The 18,995-nt window shown below is 41.9% G+C and carries 20 protein-coding genes; 11 read left to right on the forward strand and 9 right to left on the reverse strand.

Annotation, left to right across the window (positions count from 1 at the left end; translation table 11 throughout):
- Positions 1-153 (forward strand): transposase (locus tag H6F92_RS21955; protein ID WP_190356403.1); only part of this gene is annotated, 153 nt, incomplete at its 5' end.
- Between the two features lie 245 nt (positions 154-398).
- Positions 399-524 carry a DUF4351 domain-containing protein gene (locus H6F92_RS21960; RefSeq protein ID WP_265795828.1) on the forward strand — a complete coding sequence of 42 codons (126 nt, stop codon included), beginning with the start codon at positions 399-401 and terminating at the stop codon, positions 522-524.
- Positions 525-729: 205 nt separating this feature from the next.
- Here H6F92_RS21960 and H6F92_RS21965 read toward each other — a convergent pair whose 3' ends face one another.
- The 3 genes from H6F92_RS21965 to H6F92_RS21975 form a co-directional block, all read right to left on the reverse strand.
- On the reverse strand, positions 730-1,884 hold the full coding sequence (locus H6F92_RS21965) for a pyridoxal-phosphate-dependent aminotransferase family protein (RefSeq protein ID WP_190359479.1): 1,155 nt from the start codon (positions 1,882-1,884) through the stop codon (positions 730-732).
- 446 nt (positions 1,885-2,330) lie between these two features.
- Entirely contained in the window at positions 2,331-3,221 is an 891-nt protein-coding gene (gene trpC, locus H6F92_RS21970) for an indole-3-glycerol phosphate synthase TrpC (RefSeq protein ID WP_190359480.1), read from the reverse strand.
- Between the two features lie 138 nt (positions 3,222-3,359).
- Positions 3,360-3,572 carry a hypothetical protein gene (locus tag H6F92_RS21975; RefSeq protein WP_190359481.1) on the reverse strand — a complete coding sequence of 71 codons (213 nt, stop codon included), beginning with the start codon at positions 3,570-3,572 and terminating at the stop codon, positions 3,360-3,362.
- 419 nt (positions 3,573-3,991) lie between these two features.
- Here H6F92_RS21975 and H6F92_RS21980 point away from each other — a divergent pair, with 419 nt between their 5' ends.
- A complete protein-coding gene (locus H6F92_RS21980) occupies positions 3,992-4,732 on the forward strand; it encodes a hypothetical protein (RefSeq protein ID WP_190359482.1) in 741 nt (246 codons plus the stop codon).
- A 2-nt stretch (positions 4,733-4,734) separates the two neighbouring features.
- On the forward strand, positions 4,735-5,025 hold the full coding sequence (locus tag H6F92_RS21985; protein WP_190359483.1) for a DUF3288 family protein: 291 nt from the start codon (positions 4,735-4,737) through the stop codon (positions 5,023-5,025).
- A 42-nt stretch (positions 5,026-5,067) separates the two neighbouring features.
- Here the strand turns inward: H6F92_RS21985 and H6F92_RS21990 are convergent, their stop codons facing one another.
- Positions 5,068-5,973: an Npun_R2821/Npun_R2822 family protein gene (locus H6F92_RS21990; RefSeq protein WP_190359484.1), complete on the reverse strand. Its 906-nt coding sequence runs from the start codon at positions 5,971-5,973 to the stop codon at positions 5,068-5,070.
- 388 nt (positions 5,974-6,361) lie between these two features.
- On the reverse strand, positions 6,362-7,357 hold the full coding sequence (locus H6F92_RS21995) for a glycosyltransferase (protein ID WP_190359485.1): 996 nt from the start codon (positions 7,355-7,357) through the stop codon (positions 6,362-6,364).
- 329 nt (positions 7,358-7,686) lie between these two features.
- Between H6F92_RS21995 and mazG the strand changes: the two genes are divergently transcribed.
- Both mazG and lepB read left to right on the forward strand, forming a co-directional pair.
- Positions 7,687-8,520 (forward strand): nucleoside triphosphate pyrophosphohydrolase, encoded by an 834-nt coding sequence (gene mazG / locus H6F92_RS22000; RefSeq protein WP_190359486.1) that lies wholly within the window; start codon positions 7,687-7,689, stop codon positions 8,518-8,520.
- Positions 8,520-9,095: a signal peptidase I gene (gene lepB, locus H6F92_RS22005; protein ID WP_190359487.1), complete on the forward strand. Its 576-nt coding sequence runs from the start codon at positions 8,520-8,522 to the stop codon at positions 9,093-9,095. The genes mazG and lepB overlap by 1 nt, the downstream gene beginning before the upstream one ends.
- 10 nt (positions 9,096-9,105) lie before the next feature.
- Here lepB and H6F92_RS22010 read toward each other — a convergent pair whose 3' ends face one another.
- Complete coding sequence (locus tag H6F92_RS22010; RefSeq protein ID WP_190359488.1) at positions 9,106-9,594, reverse strand: universal stress protein; 489 nt, start codon at positions 9,592-9,594, stop codon at positions 9,106-9,108.
- Between the two features lie 18 nt (positions 9,595-9,612).
- Here H6F92_RS22010 and H6F92_RS22015 point away from each other — a divergent pair, with 18 nt between their 5' ends.
- Positions 9,613-10,020, forward strand: coding sequence for a ribonuclease D (locus tag H6F92_RS22015; protein WP_002797218.1), 408 nt, complete (start codon positions 9,613-9,615; stop codon positions 10,018-10,020).
- Positions 10,021-10,075: 55 nt separating this feature from the next.
- Positions 10,076-10,930 (forward strand): prephenate dehydratase, encoded by an 855-nt coding sequence (gene pheA / locus H6F92_RS22020; RefSeq protein ID WP_002797219.1) that lies wholly within the window; start codon positions 10,076-10,078, stop codon positions 10,928-10,930.
- Between the two features lie 41 nt (positions 10,931-10,971).
- Here pheA and H6F92_RS22025 read toward each other — a convergent pair whose 3' ends face one another.
- A complete protein-coding gene (locus H6F92_RS22025) occupies positions 10,972-12,897 on the reverse strand; it encodes a sensor histidine kinase (protein WP_190359489.1) in 1,926 nt (641 codons plus the stop codon).
- Positions 12,898-12,988: 91 nt separating this feature from the next.
- Between H6F92_RS22025 and H6F92_RS22030 the strand changes: the two genes are divergently transcribed.
- Together H6F92_RS22030 and H6F92_RS22035 are read left to right on the forward strand one after the other, a co-directional pair.
- Positions 12,989-13,669 carry a RibD family protein gene (locus H6F92_RS22030; RefSeq protein ID WP_190359490.1) on the forward strand — a complete coding sequence of 227 codons (681 nt, stop codon included), beginning with the start codon at positions 12,989-12,991 and terminating at the stop codon, positions 13,667-13,669.
- A gap of 255 nt (positions 13,670-13,924) precedes the next feature.
- Entirely contained in the window at positions 13,925-15,115 is a 1,191-nt protein-coding gene (locus tag H6F92_RS22035) for a GNAT family N-acetyltransferase (protein WP_190359491.1), read from the forward strand.
- A gap of 28 nt (positions 15,116-15,143) precedes the next feature.
- Here the strand turns inward: H6F92_RS22035 and H6F92_RS22040 are convergent, their stop codons facing one another.
- Complete coding sequence (locus tag H6F92_RS22040; protein WP_151697105.1) at positions 15,144-15,728, reverse strand: MiaE family protein; 585 nt, start codon at positions 15,726-15,728, stop codon at positions 15,144-15,146.
- A 46-nt stretch (positions 15,729-15,774) separates the two neighbouring features.
- Positions 15,775-16,278, reverse strand: coding sequence for a DUF3122 domain-containing protein (locus H6F92_RS22045; protein WP_190359493.1), 504 nt, complete (start codon positions 16,276-16,278; stop codon positions 15,775-15,777).
- A gap of 270 nt (positions 16,279-16,548) precedes the next feature.
- Here H6F92_RS22045 and glyS point away from each other — a divergent pair, with 270 nt between their 5' ends.
- Entirely contained in the window at positions 16,549-18,681 is a 2,133-nt protein-coding gene (gene glyS / locus H6F92_RS22050) for a glycine--tRNA ligase subunit beta (protein ID WP_190359492.1), read from the forward strand.
- Positions 18,682-18,995 lie beyond the last annotated feature (314 nt).

Consider the following 18,995-nt stretch of genomic DNA (forward strand, 5'->3'; position numbering starts at 1 on the left):
GAAATAATTAGTTATTTCGAGCAAAGGACAACGAATGGGGTGGTCGAGGGAATCAACAATAAACTGAAACTAATAAAACGGAGAGGCTATGGCTTTAGAAACTTTCGGAATTTCTGGGTTAGAAGTATGTTGTCTTGGCATCTTGTCTGTTGATTTAGCATAAAGAGTAACGAAGAGCCGTTTTATATTTCGTTGTTTTTGTGCAGTTTCTCAAAGCACTTGCTCAAAACTTGGCTCAAGGTTTTCTTTAATTTCATCAACCTGATTAATTTCTTGGTTAGGAGGGTAAATTCAGCAGTTACCCCTAGGAGTTGCTTTAATGGTACTCACTACTCTCGAAGGAACCCAAGCAGCGGAAGAAGCTCGCTCTGCGGCTCCTTTCCCGTCACCTCGGTGAAGTGACTCCTGAAGGGCGATCGCAAATTCAATCTCTCTCAATTAATCAACTGGAAGCTTTAGGGGAAGCCTTGTTAGATTTTACCAAACCCGAAGATTTAGAGGAATGGTTGCGATCGCTTCTGTAGGTGAACTTGGTGTTAAAACTATTTGGTTGGGACTGGGAAGGTGACATGATATCAGCGAGACGTGGAAACTATCTGAATCAAATTAGTTCCCCCAGAGAACCCCCTTGAGCCATCTTGCACACTTTTCTCTCTTTGTCAAATTTTATGTTAAGAAAGATGTGACTAATGGATAGCTCTGGGGAGAAGGGGAAAAGCCAACCTAAGATTAACCCTGCACCATCACAGCGGCAGCCGCAGCCACACCGGCGCCAGGGGTGACACCTTCGACACCTAACTCGATTAAAGTCGCTTCAATGGCAGCGATAACCGTGAGGATATCCCTCTCACTAGCAAAACCTAAATGACCGATACGGAAGATTTTACCCTTGAGGTGATCCTGACCACCAGCCACAGCGATGTCGAACTTTTTATTGAGAGTCGAACGAATTTTTTCCGCATCCACCAGAGTGGGGGCCACCGCAGTAATCGCCGTGGAAGCCCAGGAATCCGCCGCGTAGAGGGGCAAATCCAGGGCGCGCATACCGGCCCGCGTCATCTTCGTTAAGCGTTGGTGACGGGCGAAAATTGCCGCTAATCCCTCCCTTCTCATCATTTGCAGAGAAGCTTGTAAACCGTACATCAGGTTAACTGGAGGGGTAAAGGGGGAACTATCCTCATCGGTGGCTTTTTTGTATTTGCCCAAATCTAGATAAAAACGGGGCAGTTTGGCGGTTTCGTAGGCTTTCCAAGCTTTTTTACTCACGGAAACAAAACCTAAACCGGGAGGAATCATATAACCTTTCTGGGAACCAGAACCGACCACATCTAAACCCCATTCATCGATGGGAATATGATAAGCTCCTAAACTGGTGACAGCATCGACGATAATTAAAGCTTCCCCGTGGTCTTTTACCGCTTTGTTAATGCTTTCCAAGTCATTGAGAACCCCGGTGGAAGTTTCCGAATGGGTGATAATTACCGCTTTGATGGCTTTTTCCTTATCTTCGGTCAGTTTAGCGATGAATGCTTCTGGATCTAGGGGTTTACCCCATTCTGCCTTAACTACATCCACATTTAAGCCGTAGGCTTTCGCGACTTTCCCCCAACGTTCCCCAAATTTACCATTATCCCCCACCAAAACTTGATCGCCGGGGCTGAGAAAATTAATAATTCCCGCTTCCATGGCACCGGTTCCCGAAGCGGTTAGCATTAAAACATCGCCACTGGTTTGATGCAACCATTTGAGATTTTCGGTTAATTCGGCAATTACCTTGCTAAAAGCACCCGTCCGATGACCTATCGGTGCTTTAGCCATAGCCAATAATACCGCTTCCGGCACTGGTGTGGGGCCGGGAATCATCAACATATTTTTATTTTCCATGGTTCGTCCTCTCTCGTTGGGCCATATTTAACAAGATAAAAAACCAAATCTCGATCGCATCAATTCTGAGGAGATGATTTAAGATTCGGCAAACTCTGATTATATCCCAGGAGGCAGGCTTGTCAGTTATCAGTGATCAGTTAGCAGTTATCAGTGGGAGTTTTAAGTGAGGATGATTATGGCAGTTATCTTGATGGTGAAGTACGCGGTTTTCCTTAACCAGTAATCAGTGAACTGATAACTGAGGTTCTTCGTTACTTGGTATGGCATAAATCGACTAAATCCTTATCTGGCAAGAGTTCCATTGATTAGTTTCTTCTAGAGCGAAAACAATTGACAAAAATCGCTAAATGTCTTTTTCTGTAAGGGTTTCATCCCTTATAACCCCGTCTATTGCATAGCACAAACCGAAGAACCATAACTGATAACTGATGACTGAAAAACCCCTAACCGAGATTTTCAAAGAGTTTCTGGATACCTGCGGCAGGATCGGGCAGTTTTACCAAAGATTCGCCGATTAGAACCGCATTTGCTCCCGCTTGCTTCACTTTCGCCAGATCTGTTGCTGTGTGTAATCCCGATTCGCTGACGATCAGAATACCTTTTTCTCGCACCTTTTCGCCCCTTGCTTCTAGTAATTGGCGAGTATTGTCTAAATCGACCTTAAATGTCTCTAAATTGCGGTTATTGATGCCGATTAGTTCGATTCCCTCAATGGCTAACACTCGATCGAATTCGGCCAGACTATGCACCTCTACCAAAGCTGTCATCCCTAAACCCTTGACAATTTTGACAAAATATGCTAAGTCTTGATCGCTTAAAATAGCGGCAATTAAAAGGACAGCATCGGCTCCTTTAGAGCGAGCGTAGTAGATTTGATAGGGATAAAGGATAAATTCTTTGCATAATAGGGGTAAAGATACCGCTTGCCGGACGAGGCTAAGATTTTCGTAACTACCTTGAAAAAACTTACTATCGGTTAAAACCGATAAACAAGTGGCTCCTCCCTGTTCATAGGTACGGGCGATCGCTACAGGATCAAAATCTTCCAGGATAACTCCCTTGCTCGGGGAAGCTTTTTTGACTTCGGCAATCAAAGCGGGTTGGGTTTTACCCTGTTTTAAGGCGGCTAAAAAGTCGCAAGGTGGAGCAGTATTAGCTATTTTTTGGCGTAATTCTAATAAAGGCAACTTTTCGCGCAATTTATCGACTTCTATCTCTTTATGCCAAACGATTTCTTCTAAAATATTTTGCGGTTGTGCCTCTGGCACTTTCACCACATAACTCAAATTCTCAACTTTAACGGCAGGATTGGGGTGTTTTCTTCGGATCTGCATTTTCTCACTGTCCAGAGCTTAACAGTGATTAGTTTAACAGTGATTAGTTATCGGGAATTGAAATAGAGACGCAGTTAACCACGTCTCTACAGACATTTATCTAGACTTTTGTGGATATTGCCAATCTTCACCGAAAGGCTATTGCATAGCTTCGATCGAACGTTCTAAAATTTTATCTTGGAGTTTTTCGTCTTCTTGACGATTTTCGGTTAATAAAACCCGCGCTTTCCCAGTTTCTGTCTCCCCTTCCCCTAAAAGCTCCTCTGTACGAGTTAAGACATTTTCTTCGAGCATTCCTTCTGCTTGGCGTTCTTGGGTTAAATTGAGACGTGCTTTTTCTTGAATATTCATAAATTTATCCTTGCCACAGGTGCGATCAATTCCTCCCTTCAGTCTGACACAAATTTACTATTCCGTATCATTAACTACAGAAAAATTTAGAATCTTACTGGGAAAACTGAGATTTAGGTATTTGTTCTCATTCCTTAAATGGACAGGGATCGATCGACCTCAAGCTATACAATAAAACCTATGGAACAATTCCCCAGCTTAATCAAGCTTGTATATCGGGGTAATAAGTAGGGAGGCACAATTATTTGTAGGATGGGTTAGCGGTAGCGTAGCCCATGCGGGCGTCGGGTTTCATGCTTCAACCCAACCTACGTTCATCTTATATTTAATTCCACCCACCCACTTAATTATCGATTGCCTAAACCAAGAGATTTCTTGACAGTATCCGATTCTATCGTAATATCCTATTTGCAGAGCTTATGACCAAAGGTAATTTAAACGATCTCATCCGTACAGAAGCTAATAAAGAGGTAGAATCCCAAACCTCTCCTTCTCCCAAACCTGCCAAGGAAACTAACGCCACCCTACAGGCAAAAATTAACGACTTGACAACAGAGTTAGAAAAAACCGAGAAAAATCAGCAAACTCTCCAAGAAAAGGTTATTTCTCTGGAAAAAGAACTTCAAGAACATCTGGAACTCTCTGTCAGTTTACAGCAGTTACAACAACAGACGGAGCAGTTACAATCTGTCCTCTCGGAAAAAACTACTTTGGTGGCACAATTATCGAGTCAATTAAGTAAGACAGAAACAGAACTGACTGAGAAAAAACAGTTAATTGAAAAATTATCGAGTCAATTAAGTAAAACAGAAACAGAACTGACTGATAAAAAACAGTTAATTGAAAAATTATCGAGTCAATTGAGTCAATCCCAAGCGGAATTAACCGAGAAAAAACAGTTAATTGAAAAATTATCGAGTCAATTGAGTAAGACAGAAACAGAACTGACTGATAAAAAACAGTTAATTGAAAAATTATATAATCAAATTAAAACCCTAGAAAATAGTCCCACCGCCACCCCTGAACCGTCAGCAATTACCAAACTATTGCCTAAGAAACCCAGTCTTTATAACTTTGAAATGACCACTTTAGCCCGTTATATTGCCCCCACTCCTACCCCGACAGAGTTAACGGATTCCGAAATCGGTTGGTTCGATTAATTATGGCTAGTAAAAATCAAGAACAACAACATCCACAGGAAAGACTAGATCGCCCGATTGTTGATCAGCTGCTGCAATCAGAACCCAATGATTTAAACTTAGCTGAATGCGCTCGTTTACGCATACGTTATCAAAACTTTCCGGGGGCAAGAGAAATCCAAAGAGATTTAGATTTAATCTTAGAAAAATGGCAGTTAGATGAAGCTAGTTTATGGGCAAAAACTCGACCACTGCACAGTCACGGACAAGTGTATCAAATTCGCCAAAGCGAGGAGCAACAGGATTGGAGTTAAATTGCAGCAGTTATCTTAGTGATGCGAGAGGAAAAATCAAACCTATAATTTGATTTTATCTAATAATCTCTGAAACCGATTTTTGGGTTTACTTGCTGGCGGATCTGCGGGGGGATTAGGATCATCTAGATAACGATAATATTTCCAGATATCCCAGTAGGGACATCCCGGTTCGATGCGAATTCCTGCCCAATGTAAATATTTTAAGGGCTGATTTAATCTCGGATCGATTAAGATATTCCCCTGACGTTGAAAATGAGAACTTCCCCCCCAATTTCCCGCTTGACAACCCGGAGCGCGGACAATATTAAATCGATTGGGAACTCGTTTGAGAATGGTATAATTAATAATCGGTTGATCGGAGGTTTTTTGAGAAAAATCAAAATATTCTGGATGAGCGGCACATTCTTGAAAAGCGCTATATAATTCCTGTTCTGAGAACAGATTCTTTTTACTAGCCCAAAAACCACCGTTAAACATTCCACTTAGATCATTTTCTGTGAAGATTCCTTCTTCTAAAACAATCGGATTAAAGACATCAGTAATCCCTTTTTTGTGTTGGTAATCACAGCAGAGAAAATCGTAGGTATCGAGGAAATTTAGATTATCTATTATTTTTTCAAAAACTACGATATCGGTATCGATATAAAGAAATTGATCTAATTCTCCAAACCAACACACCTGCTTGCGAAATTGATTGGGACGAGCAAAGAATTTTTCTCCGAAAATATCATAGATTTTTTGTGCTAATTCTTCCACTAATTGCAGATCGGGATAGAGAATAACGCCATATTTTTCGGACAATAAATCGGCAATTTGTTGATAATTATTGTCGTAGGGAATCAAGATGACGGGAGAATCGGGATCGTACAAACGAATACTATTCATTAATGCGATCGCTTGATCAACAACTCGATCATTAGCGGTAATGTAAATTCCTCGCTTCATAAATATCCTGGGGGTAAGAGTTAGAAATAATTATATAGCAGTTATCTTAATGGTGAAGTAGAAAGTTTTCCTTTTGGGGAGTCAGCCATCAGACTTCGGCGTGAGCTTTTGTCGAACGCTTTTTTCTCCCGATATCCCTGTTCACTGATAACTGATCACTGATAACTGATAACTGATAACTGAATAGCCGCTCAATCTTTCTCTGTCAACTCTTAAGAAGTCGTGGGTTTGATTTTTGAATTGGCGAATAAGTAGGGAGGCACAATTATTTGTAGGATGGGTTAGCGGTAGCGTAACATGATCAAGCGTTGGGTTTCATGCTTCAACCCAACCTACGTTCATCTTATATTTAATTCCACCCACCCACTTAATTAAGGAAAGATCACTGCTATTTGAACAGTTTTTTCTTAAGTTTAGCCAGAGAACTCTGCATCCATAATTTTTTAAGTCGCAGGGGTTCTAAACCTTCTATATCAGCCGGATAGCGTTTTTTAAGATCAAAGAAATCATTAATTTCTCTTAAAATTGTTTCAAAACGTGGTAGTAATTTTTCGGGATGATAATCATCAAGAAAATTAGCCGGTAAAGAATTAACGGGAAAATTACGGGCATAATTAAGAATACGTTCTAGATCGTATTGAGTGGAATAGGCCCCGATTTTTTGACAATTGAAACCGGGATCGAGATAATCGGCTAAGGCGCTATTAACGCTAGAAAATACCGTACAACCACAGGCTAAAGCTTCCAGGGGCGGTAAGCCAAAACCCTCCGTTAAACCGTTTACAGCCCAATATTCAGCCGAATCGTAGAGATAAACCCGACTGCGATTAAATAATCCCAATAAATCCTCCACATAGCTATCTAAAACCTTAACGCGACAGTGGGGACGGAGGGCGGGAACTAGACGATTGAGAAGATACTTTGAGGATTTGCGCCCCTGTACTAGGACATCGATATCTCTTTCTAAGCCTAAATTGAGAAATTCCGAGCCAATTTGATTAGGAAGATAGTAAATCAAAGCATTAGGAGCTTTTTCTCCCCAATAACCCATAGTATGGCGGCTAACGGTGATAATTGGTATTTGGGAGGGTAAACGGAAGCCGTAACCTGTACTATGGGCATGATAAATGATATTATGCGATCGCAATCTTGGCACCAGTTTAGGAAGATCAAAACCCCAGCTAACCACAAAAATACTGTCATCCGAGCTTATTTTCGCAAGTATATCCTCTAAAAAAGGATAATTTAACTCTTTTTGACGATAAGTCACAATCTGGGCGGTACAAATTTGACTAGCCAAATTGACGGTTTTCATTTCTGCCCACAGTCCACCCCCACCAAAAGGAGAAGTAGTACCGGGTAAGAGAAAATAGAGGTTTCTCATCAGGATAATAGAAGTTTTGGTTCAGCGGTAGTCGTAAGACTTTGCTATTATTGATCAGAACCGTGCCTGAGACTTTCACCTCAGACGGCTCCTAGTTTGACTGCTCCATTGTTAAGGATACAGCTTGTCTTAGGCGCTTGGAATATCCTCTTTTGGAAGTACCGGTTTCCCGCTGATGAGAAAGGCTGTAACTAAATATTAGAAGATAGGGAAATAAAAGCTTTTTTGCTGTGATCGGTAAACAGTGATCAGTTAACTGAAAACTCACATCTGATCAGTGATCACTGATAACTAACCGGTATAATGGGGGAGAAAACCGGAAAAAATCGATGTCTAGCCTTCCAGAAACCGACAATCCCAGCTACAAGGGCATCTTAGAGGCATTAAACCATTTAATCACCGTTGTTGCCCGTTTACGAGACCCAGAAAGCGGCTGTCCTTGGGATTTAGTCCAAACCCCGGAAACTCTGATTCCCTACGTTATCGAAGAAGCTTATGAGGTGGTAGCGGCGATTAAAAGTGGTGATAAAACTGCCCTTGCCGAGGAATTAGGCGATTTACTGCTACAGGTGGTTTTACAAGCCCAAATTGCCAGCGATGAGGGTAATTTTAGCCTAGAAGAAGTGGCTAGGGGCATCACCGATAAATTAATTCGTCGTCATCCCCACGTTTTTGGGGAGCTATCCCTAGAAAATCCCGAACAGGTGCGTCAAAATTGGGAGAAAATCAAAGCTGAGGAAAAAAATGACCCGACTATTAGCGGCAAATTAACCCGTTATGCCCAAACTTTACCACCCTTGATGGGAGCGATGAAAATTTCTCGGCAAGCAGCGCGAGTCGGTTTTGAATGGGAAAATATCGCAGGAGTCTGGGAAAAATTCGGCGAAGAGTTAGCAGAATGGCAAGAGTCCCTAGAATCGGGCGATAAAGAGCATCAACAGGCCGAATTAGGCGATTTACTCTTTACTATTGTCAATCTTGCTCGCTGGTATAATTTAGACCCCAGTATCGCTTTACAAGAGACTAATCTGCGTTTTATTCAACGTTTTTCCCTAGTGGAATCTGTCGCAGAAAAGCCTCTCCATGACTATACACTAGAGGAATTAACGGTTTTCTGGCAGCAAGCGAAAGCTAAGTTACATCAACCATCATCTGGGCAATAATGCAAGAGCAAGAAATTAATAAGGACAAATCCAAGAGTTTTTGGGCTTCTATTCGAGAAAATCTGCAAATTATCACTATAGCTTTAATTTTAGCCCTACTGATTCGCACTTTTGTGGCTGAACCTCGTTTTATCCCCTCTGATTCTATGTTACCCACTTTAGAACAGGGCGATCGCTTAGTAGTGGAAAAACTTTCCTACGATTTCCATCCTCCTCGACGGGGGGATATCGTCGTCTTTGAACCGCCGGCACAATTACAATTACAGGGATACCAAAAGGACCAAGCTTTTATTAAAAGAGTGATTGCCACAGCAGGGGATGTGATTGCTGTCAAGGAGGGCAAAATTTACCTGAATAATCAACCCTTGTCAGAGGATTATATTCTCGAATCCCCTCAATATAATTTAATGCCTTTGCTTGTGCCGCAAAATAACTTATTTGTCATGGGAGATAATCGCAATAATAGCAATGACTCCCATATCTGGGGGTTTTTACCGGAAAATAACGTGATTGGTAGGGCGGTTTTTCGCTTTTTTCCTTTTAATCGTTTGGGGATTTTAGGGGGGAATAGCTAATCAGCAATTTTTAGTCTTGATGATGTTGAACAATTAAGACGGAACAGGGGGCATGATGGAGAACATAATTACTCACACTACCTAAGAATAACTCTCCTAGACCCGATCGCCCACGCCGACCGATGACAATTAAATCAACATTTTCCTCTCGCGCCACTTTACAGACAGTTTTGGCGGCATGACCGTAAATTTGCCGGTATTCTCCCTTTACACCCATTTCTCCCGCCTGATTAGCCCTTTTTTGCAACATGGCCACCCCTTTCTCCTCGAATTCTTCCCATTGTTGCCGCCAAAAATCGAGAGTCAGATCATTGCCCTGGGCGGGGTAAATATCGGCTAAATTGGGCGGAATCGGTAAAGGGCTATAATCTTCTTCAGGGGAAAGGACGTGCAGTAGTAGAAGGTTAGCTTCGTACTTACTGGCTAAGGATACAGCCTCCTTAAAGACACTCTCCCCCATCTCTGACAAATCTACTGCTATCAAGATTTTTTGATACATTTTTCCACCTCTGCAACCATGCCTTATTTAACGGAATCCGACGCTATGATGAATGCGATCGATCACTTTTCTCATTTTCCCATTCTTTGGTTAGATACGGAAGTAGCCGATTACGATAGCAAGACTCCCCGTTTGTCTCTGATTCAAATTCTGGCTGATTCCACGGACTTAACGGGGGAGCGGGTGACAATTTTGGATGTTCTCGATCGACCCGATCTTACTGACTATTTTATCACTAAAATCATGCTGGTTGACCGGATAGAAAAGGTTTTTCACAATGCTAGTTATGATTGTAAATTTTTGGGCGGTAAAAGCCAAGTTAAAAAAATTACCTGTACCCTAGAGTTAGCTAAAAAGGTTCCCTACTATATTGCTCCTTTAGCCAATTATCAACTGAAAACTGTGGTTGAATTAGGTTATACTTGATGTTGACGAGAAAGGCTGTAATAGCTAGAAAAAATTGCTTGCGGGGATAATCTAAATGACTGTAAAGATCGCTTATCTGGGGCCGGTGGGAACCTATTCAGAAACAGCCGCTTTAGCATTTGCTAATAGTTTACCACCCCAGCCTCGTCAATTAATACCCTATCCTAGCATTGCCTTGGCCCTGCGATCGGTTGTCCAAAATCAGGCCGATTTAGCAGTGGTCCCGGTGGAAAATTCCACCGAAGGAAGTGTGGTAATGACTCTTGATGCTTTATGGCAATTACCCGGGTTACAGATTCAACAAGAATTAGTTTTACCGATTTCCCATGCACTTCTATCTCCCAGACAATCGCTAACAGAAATTAAAACCGTTTATTCTCATCCCCAAGCTTTAGCCCAATGTCAAAAGTGGCTAGAAAATAATTTACCTAACGTGCCAATTATTCCCACCAATTCTACCACAGAAGCGATTCAAATTCTCGATCGAGAGACTAATTCGGCCGCGATTGCTTCTCCCCGGGCAGCAAAACTGTATCATGTACCAATATTAATACAACCAATTAATGATTATCCCGATAATTGTACCCGTTTTTGGGTCATGGATTTAACTTCCCATCCTCAAGGGGAGCGAATGTCCCTCGCTTTTCAAGTTTTAGATCAACCTGGAGCTTTAGTCAAACCTTTAGAAGTTTTTGCCAAACGTCAGCTTAATTTATCTCGGATCGAATCGCGACCAACTAAAATATCTTTAGGGGAATACATATTTTTTATTGATCTAGAAATTAATCCAGAGCAACAGCATTTAATCGCAGCAACTTTAGAAGAATTAAGCAATTATACAGATGCGATCAAGGTTTTTGGTGCTTATCAGGTGGTTAATTTGCCTGTAGAAAGTTTAGAGGAATTATAAACTAAATTCCTCATAAATTACAGAAATTAAATAGAGATATTTTAGCTTTTAAGAGAGGGAAGAATCGGCAAAGATGAGTTTTCCTCTGGGGTAGAATCAAGCTTTCTTTCCCCCACTAGAGGAAGAATAATTTCTACAGTTGTTCCTAAACCTTGACCTTGACTAGAGATAGTAATATCTCCCCCCATCATTTTCATAAAATTCTTAGAAATAGCTAATCCTAAACCCGTACCGCTAAATTTTCTAGTTGTGGAACCATCAATCATCACAAAAGGACGGAATAATTTTGATTGTTGCTGGGGGTCTATACCGATTCCTGTATCGATTATAGTAATAATAGCCTGTGTATTTTCTAGGCGAGTTATTAAAGAAATTGTGCCTATATCAGTAAATTTAATTGAGTTAGAAATAACATTCAAAATTACCTGTTTTAATTTAGTGGTATCAGCATAGACTATAGGAATTTCTGGACAGAAAAGTAAATTTAATTTTAAGCACTTAAGTTGCAGCGATGCTGTTTGTAAATTAATAACTTCATTGATAATTTGGTGTAAATCTACTGGTTCAGGATTAACGGAAAGTTTGCCGGCTTCTATTTTAGCAATACTGAGAATATCATCAATAATTTCCAAAAGATGTACAGCTGCATTATCCGCTTGTTGCAGATATTCTTTTTCCTCCTCCTCACTATTACAAAATCCATCGATAACACAACGAATTGAGCCAATAATACCATTGAGAGGGGTGCGTAATTCGTGGGAAGTATTCGCCAAAAATTGGTTTTTTAATTGATTAGCATTTTCTGCTTCTTGCCAACTCTTAACTATTTCCTCTCCCCAAAGGCGTAAACGTTCGAGCATTTCCTCTAGGGCCGAGGCTAACTGATTAATTTCTCGAATATTAAAGTTTTGTGGTGTAATATTTTGCGAAGGAACTTTCTGAATATTTAAGGCATAATCTCGCAGTTTTTCTAAAGGTATAGCTAAATCCCTGGCAATCAGTACAATAGCTACTAAATAAGCTAATAATAAACCAGAAATCAGATAAAAAATTGCCTCCCAAATTTGTTGTAGAGGAGCCAGAGCTTGGGAGAGGGGACTAATGGCTAAAACTATCCATTTTTGCGATGATTCTCCCGTAACTGGACTGGGGAGGGAACTATAACCCGCGACTAATTCTTTGCCATATTTCTCGAAAGAAAATAAATGGAGAAATCTCTGTTGACCTCTAACAGCATTACTGATGATCAGATTGAGGCGGTCCGCATCAGCTTCTTGACTGATATGGCTACCAATGCGATCAAAATAGGGATGAGCGAGAATAATGCCATTTTCAGAAATAACCACGGGATAACCTGACAAAGAACCGGGTAAAACCTTCTCACGGTAAAGTAGAGAAGTTTGCAGAATCAGACTAGATTGTAATTGTCCTTGATTATCGTAGATGGGAACGGCAAAAACTAATTCTAATTGACGATTATTATTGGGAGACTTGGTTAGAAATTGTCGAGGTAAACTTCTAACTAAAATATTTTCGATATTACCAGCAAAGCTAGTCCGTTTTTCTGTCCATCTTTCTAGAGGCAAAGCTTTGATAATTTCTGGTTCACAGGCTTGATTTAATAAAGATTTCTTGGTCTTAATATCAATTAATTCCACACAGTTAATCTGATAAGGAAGCGGCGCTGTGAATTGTTGTAAAAAAGCTTTTTTTTCGGCTAAGTTTCCCTGTTTTAAAACCAGACTTTCACCCGCAGTGATAAGATTGGCCCGCAAAAATTGAATTGATTGGTCAATATTGTCTGCTTTTCTGATGGCACTTTCGGTGAGATTTTGACGGGCCGTTTCCAAAAAAGCCGATCGCGCCTTACGATAGGTGATATAAACCCCTATCAGTAGTACAGGAACACTAACCAAGAGTAAGCGAGAGAGCAGAATACGACGAAAGGAGGATTGACCGATAGGCATAGGCGGAAATTAGTTTGATTCTTGCTATCAAACTCCAGACTATACTAGCCTATTAACCAATCGGACTGGGTGATATCCCTCATCATTTGCCATGAATCGTCCTCACACCACCGTTATTTTAGCCATGAGTGCCGATGGTAAAATTGCCGACGCATACCAGTCAGCGGCCAGATTTGCTTCTGCTACCGATAAAATGCGTCTAGAACAACATTTATCGCGCATGGATGCCGCTTTATTCGGTGCTAACACCCTGCGCGCTTATCACACCAGTCTTCCTATCCGTCATCCCGATTTTCTCGCATACCGTCAACAACGGGGATTCTCTCCGCAGCCGATACAGATCGTTTGTTCTCATTCAGGCCAGCTTGATCCCCGGATGAAATTTTTTCAGCAGCCTTTCCCTCGCTGGTTAATCACGGCAGCGGAAAAAGTGGCAGCATGGGAAAATCGGGATTTATTTGAGCTTGTCTTAGTCTGCGGTGATTGGAAGGCTATTTTTAGTCAATTTACCCTTTTAGGTATCAAAAAGCTGGCGATTCTGGGAGGAGGTGAATTAATTGCCTCTCTTTTAGCTGAAGATTTAATCGATGAAATCTATCTAACTATTTGTCCGTTGCTGTTAGGAGGCAATAAAGCGGCAACTCCCCTAGGAGGAACTGGATTTATGGCTGATTCTGCCAGAAAATTACAACTTTTGAGCGTGGAAACCCTGGAAGAAGAAATTTTCTTACATTATTCCCTTCAACGGCAGTCCCACAAATCTCAAAACTAGATTACCTTAAATAGGGTCTGCTGAAAAAGTTTGTTGGTGGCGGCAGGGTGTGGGGTGTAGGGTGTAGGGTGTAGGGTTTTACCGATTTTGAGGTAGTCAGTTACCTAATTTTCAGGGAAAAAGTCCAGGAATTTTACCCCTGATCACTCCCAGTCCGGTACTTTTTGATTGCCAAAAAGTCTAAAAGTCTTACCCAACAAGGTTTTTATATTTATTCAGCAAACCTTAAATAAAAAGGTTGACTTATCTTGTCCCATGGTAGAACAGCTTAAACCCCAATATTCTGTCGCTTGGATTGATAAAATGAGTGAGATTCCCCAACAAAAATGGGATGCTCTCGCTCAACCCCTAACTACTCCCTTTCTAGAGTGGCAATGGTTACATAATATCGAAACTTCTGGCAGCGCCACGGGACGCACCGGGTGGCAACCTGCTCATCTAACAGTTTGGTGCGGTGCTGAGTTAATTGCCGCCGCTCCTTTGTATATTAAAAGTCATAGTTATGGTGAATTTGTCTTTGACCACCAATGGGCAGATCTTTCCCATCGTTTGGGGATTAGATACTATCCGAAACTGTTAGGAATGACCCCTTTTACTCCTGCGGTGGGTTATCGTTTTTTAATTGCTCCAGGGGAAAATGAACTGGAGATTACTGCTTTAATGATAGCGGCGATCGATCATTTTTGTGACCAAAATCATCTGTCGGGTTGTCATTTTCTTTTTGTCGATCCCCAATGGCGAATTTTAATGGAAAATTTTGGCTTTACTCCCTGGTTACATCATAGTTATATTTGGAATAACAAGGGTTTTCACAATTTTGAAGATTATCTGACGGTTTTTAATGCTAATCAACGCCGCAATATTAAACGGGAACGGAAAGCGGTGACTAATGCGGGGTTAATTATTAAAACTCTGGCTGCCGAAGAAATTCCCCATCATTTGTTCCCGTTAATTTATCGGTTTTATAGCAGTACCTGTGATAAATTTTACTGGGGAAGTAAATACCTGACACAGAAATTTTTTGAACAATTATATCCGAATTATCGTCAGCGAGTGGTTTTGATTACTGCCTACCAAAATGAAAAGGATACTAAACCGGTGGGTTTATCTTTTTGTATTCGCAAAGATACTAATCTTTATGGTCGTTACTGGGGCAGTTTTCAGGAGTACGACTGTTTACATTTTGAAGCTTGTTACTATCAACCGATCGATTGGGCAATTAGTCAAAATATTACCATGTTTGACCCCGGTGCGGGAGGACAACACAAGAAAAGACGGGGTTTTCCCGCTACTGCTAATCATAGTTTACACCGTTTCTATCATGGCAAAATGACTCAAATTCTCCGCAATTATATCCAGGAAATTAATCAAATGGAACAGGAAGAAATTGAAGCAATCAATCAAGATTTACCCTTTTCTAAGAGAGAAATTGAGTTTAACGAGTAATTTAGATAGGGTTTGTCCTTGGGTGCAATCAACTATGAATACGAGGTTCCGGGTGCAGATTGGCTAAAATCTCACTTTCGATCGCCGCTAGGGTTTCTAAACGTTGCTCGATCACTGTCCGTTCAAAATAATCCGCTGCTAATAGCCAATAAATACCATAATGACGCGCTTCGGAAGCCATTAAACCGCGATAAAATTGAGCTAATTGAGGATCGGGACAATATTCTCCCAATAAACCTAATCTTTCGTGGGAACGCGCCTCAATTAAAGCTGATATTAATAGCGAATCCAAAAGGCGATCGGGTTCTTGGTGACGAATCTGCGCCTTTAATTTAGCACCATAGGGGGGAGAATTTAAGGGAGCGAGGGGAATTCCCCATTTATCTAACCATTGATTTACCTGTTCAAAATGTTCTAATTCCTCTTGGGCGATCGCGGTCAATTTCCGCACCAGGGAAGCGTAGGAAGGATAACGAAACATGAGATTTAAGGCCACTCCTGCCGCTTTTCGCTCACAATGGGAATGATCGAGCAGAATAATCCCTAAATTATTAATTGCCTGTTCTATCCAATCCTCAGAGGTGGCACTGACTAATAAATTAATCTTTCCCATCGTCGCTGATTCCAATTTGCTGCATCTTTCACCCTAACCCAAAAAGTCAAATATTTGCCGAAAAAAGCAGACTTTGCCATTCTAAAAGTACAGGAATCGGGATGTTAAGATGACGGGGAGCCTCTAGGGGTAGGGAAAGTTTGATCGCTTCAGTAACGGGTAGCCGCGGCAAGATATCCTGCATCTCGTATTGACCGACATTAGCTGCTGGTGATTTTTCGGCAAAAGCATCCTTAGCCGCTAAAATTTCGCCTTTAGCCGTCGTTATCGTCAATCTTTCTCCATGGAGAAACTCAATCCCTTCAGGAAATCCCACCAAGCGCAAACTAATTTCTCGGGTTTCCCCATCCTTAATTCGTTTGAACAACACCACCTGCCAAGGACTACCAGTATCATCGCGCAAACTATGACGGGATTGATACAACAGCTGCCCCGGCCCCTCTAGCTGTTGTCGAGTTAGAGCTAGTGCAGACAAGGAAAAATCAATCTCAAAGCTGATAAACAGCAAAAAACTCACGAGAACACAAAATAATAATAGAAATCGTTTCATAACTTTATTGACATAACAGATAAAATCTGATAGCAACTTTGTCCCTTTAGCCAAGCCAATGCAACTATATCGCCATATAGCTATACTAGCATACTGTTTAAAAGGGATAGGAGAGTGGGCAGCGCCGGAGCTAGGTCGAGGAAGTTTGAGCATTTGTACTAAAATTTCCCATATCCAGTTTAAATGCAGTACAGCTGATCAAAAACTAAGGATACGGCTTCTGTGATAGCCTAGATGATTGGTGAAGCATAAACACGGCCAATCAATCAGATGGATTTTTTACTGGAAGTCGGTACAGAAGAACTACCCGCAGATTTTGTCGATAGCGCGATCGCACAATGGCAGGAAAGAGTTAGCAAGAGTTTAGAGACGGAATCTCTGGACGCGACTGCTATTCAAGTTTACGCAACCCCGCGCCGTTTGGCCGTGTTAATCACAGGATTACCGACGGATCAAGAAGCTCGCAGCGAGGAGATCAAAGGACCCCCAGTTAGTGCCGCCTACAAAAATGGTCAAATTACCCCCGCTGGTGAGGGTTTTGCTCGAAAACAGGGAGTTAGCACCGCTGCTTTCTCAATTCGTGCCACGGACAAAGGAGAATTTGTCTATATTGAAAAAACGATTCCAGGTCGTCCAACAGCCGAGATTTTAACTGAATTAATTCCCCAATGGATTACCCGTTTGGAAGGAAGACGTTTTATGCGTTGGGGAGATGGAGATTTAAGATTTCCCCGGCCAATTCGTTGGTTATTAACTTTAGTTGATGGGGAAGTTTTGCCCCTAGAATTAATTAATGGCTCTACCACTTTAACCAGCGATCGCTTAACGTTTGGTCATCGCATTCTACACCCGCAATCCTTAGCCATTAGTCATCCCCAAGCATATTTAACCAGTTTGCGAGCGATTTTTGTGGAAGCGGATCCGCAAGTGCGTCAACAGATAATTACTGATCAGATTACCACCCTGGCTAAAAAACTGGAGGGAGTGGCAGAAATTCCCGCAGATTTATTAGCAGAAGTGACCAACTTAGTCGAATATCCCACGGCAATTGTCGGCAAATTTGACGATGAATTTCTGGAATTACCCCCGGAAGTAATTATTACCGTGATGGTGACACATCAGCGTTATTTCCCGGTGAAAACTCCCCAGGGTTTGTCACCCTATTTCATCACTATTTCCAATGGCGATCCCCAGAAATCTGAGATTATCTCCGCGGGAAATGAAAGGGTTATCCGCGCACGGTTAGCTGATGCCAGATTTTTCTATACTGCCGATTGTGATGAACCCTTAGATAGTTTCCTTCCCCAACTGGAAACCGTCACTTTCCAAGAAGAATTGGGAACCATGCGCGATAAAGTCGATCGAATTATGGAAATTGCCCAGATGATCGTCGAACAGTTAAATCTCGATGAACAAAGTCGCAGTGATATAGAGTCCACTGCCATGCTTTGTAAAGCGGATTTAGTTACCCAAATGGTTTACGAATTTCCCGAATTACAGGGAGTAATGGCCGAAAAATATGCTTTAATTAGTGGCGAATCGGCTATAGTTGCCCGGGGCATTTTTGAACATTATCTGCCTCGCAATGCCGGGGATTTACTCCCGGAAACAATCACCGGTCAAGTGGTGGGAATTGCCGATCGATTGGATACTTTAGTCGGTATTTTTGGACTGGGAATGCTGCCCACTGGTTCCTCAGATCCCTTCGCTCTCCGTCGGGCTGCCAATGCAATAATTAGTATTATCTGGTCAGCCGATTTTAATATCAATCTTTTGGCATTAATCGAGCAAATAGCTCAGGATTTTGTCACCAGTCATCCCGATAAACCCAACCCGGCCAATCTGATTAAAGATTTCTTTTTACAACGTCTGCAAACTCTCTTAAGTGATGATTTTAGGATAGATTATGATCTCGTTAATGCAGTTTTAGGGGAAAACGATCCAGAGTATAAGTCTCGCGCTTTAGAAAATTTATTAGATACCCGTGAACGCGCTCGCTTTTTATGCCAAATTCGTCAGGATGGTCAGTTAGCCAACATCTATGAAACCGTCAATCGCTCGACCCGTTTAGCACAAAAAGGAGATTTAGATACAACTACCCTAGAGTGCAAGGGAATCATCGATAGGGAGTTATTTGAACAATCCTCAGAACAAGCATTTTATGAGGCTTTAATTGCCCTAATTTCCGAAACTATCAGCGCAAGAGAGCAAAGAGATTATCAGCGTCTCGTCACTGCTTTAACGGCAATTTCTCCCGTGGTGGCTGACTTTTTCGATGGCGAAAATAGTGTGTTAGTCATGGCCGAAAAAGAATCTGTGCGTCGCAATCGTTTAAATCTCTTGGGTTTACTGCGAAATCACGCCCGAGTTCTAGCAGATTTTGGGGCAATTGTCAAGGGATAATTCAGTTATCAGTTATCAGTTATCAGTTATCAGTTATCAGATTTGAGTTTTCAGTGGACAGTGGTAATCAGTGAGCAGTTGTCAATAGACTACCTTTATTGATTCTCCCCATCACCCCATTTCCCCATTTCCCCATCACCCCACACCCCACACCCCACACCCTACACCCTACACCCCACACCCCACACCCCATCTCCCCACACCCCACACCCCACACCCCACACCCCACACCCCACACCCTACACCCTACACCCCACACCCCACACCCCATCTCCCCACACCCCATCCCCCCACACCCCACACCCCACCCCCCA

Origin of the sequence: Microcystis wesenbergii FACHB-1317 (assembly GCF_014696875.1) — a bacterium.
Classification (GTDB): Bacteria; Cyanobacteriota; Cyanobacteriia; order Cyanobacteriales; family Microcystaceae; genus Microcystis; species Microcystis wesenbergii_A.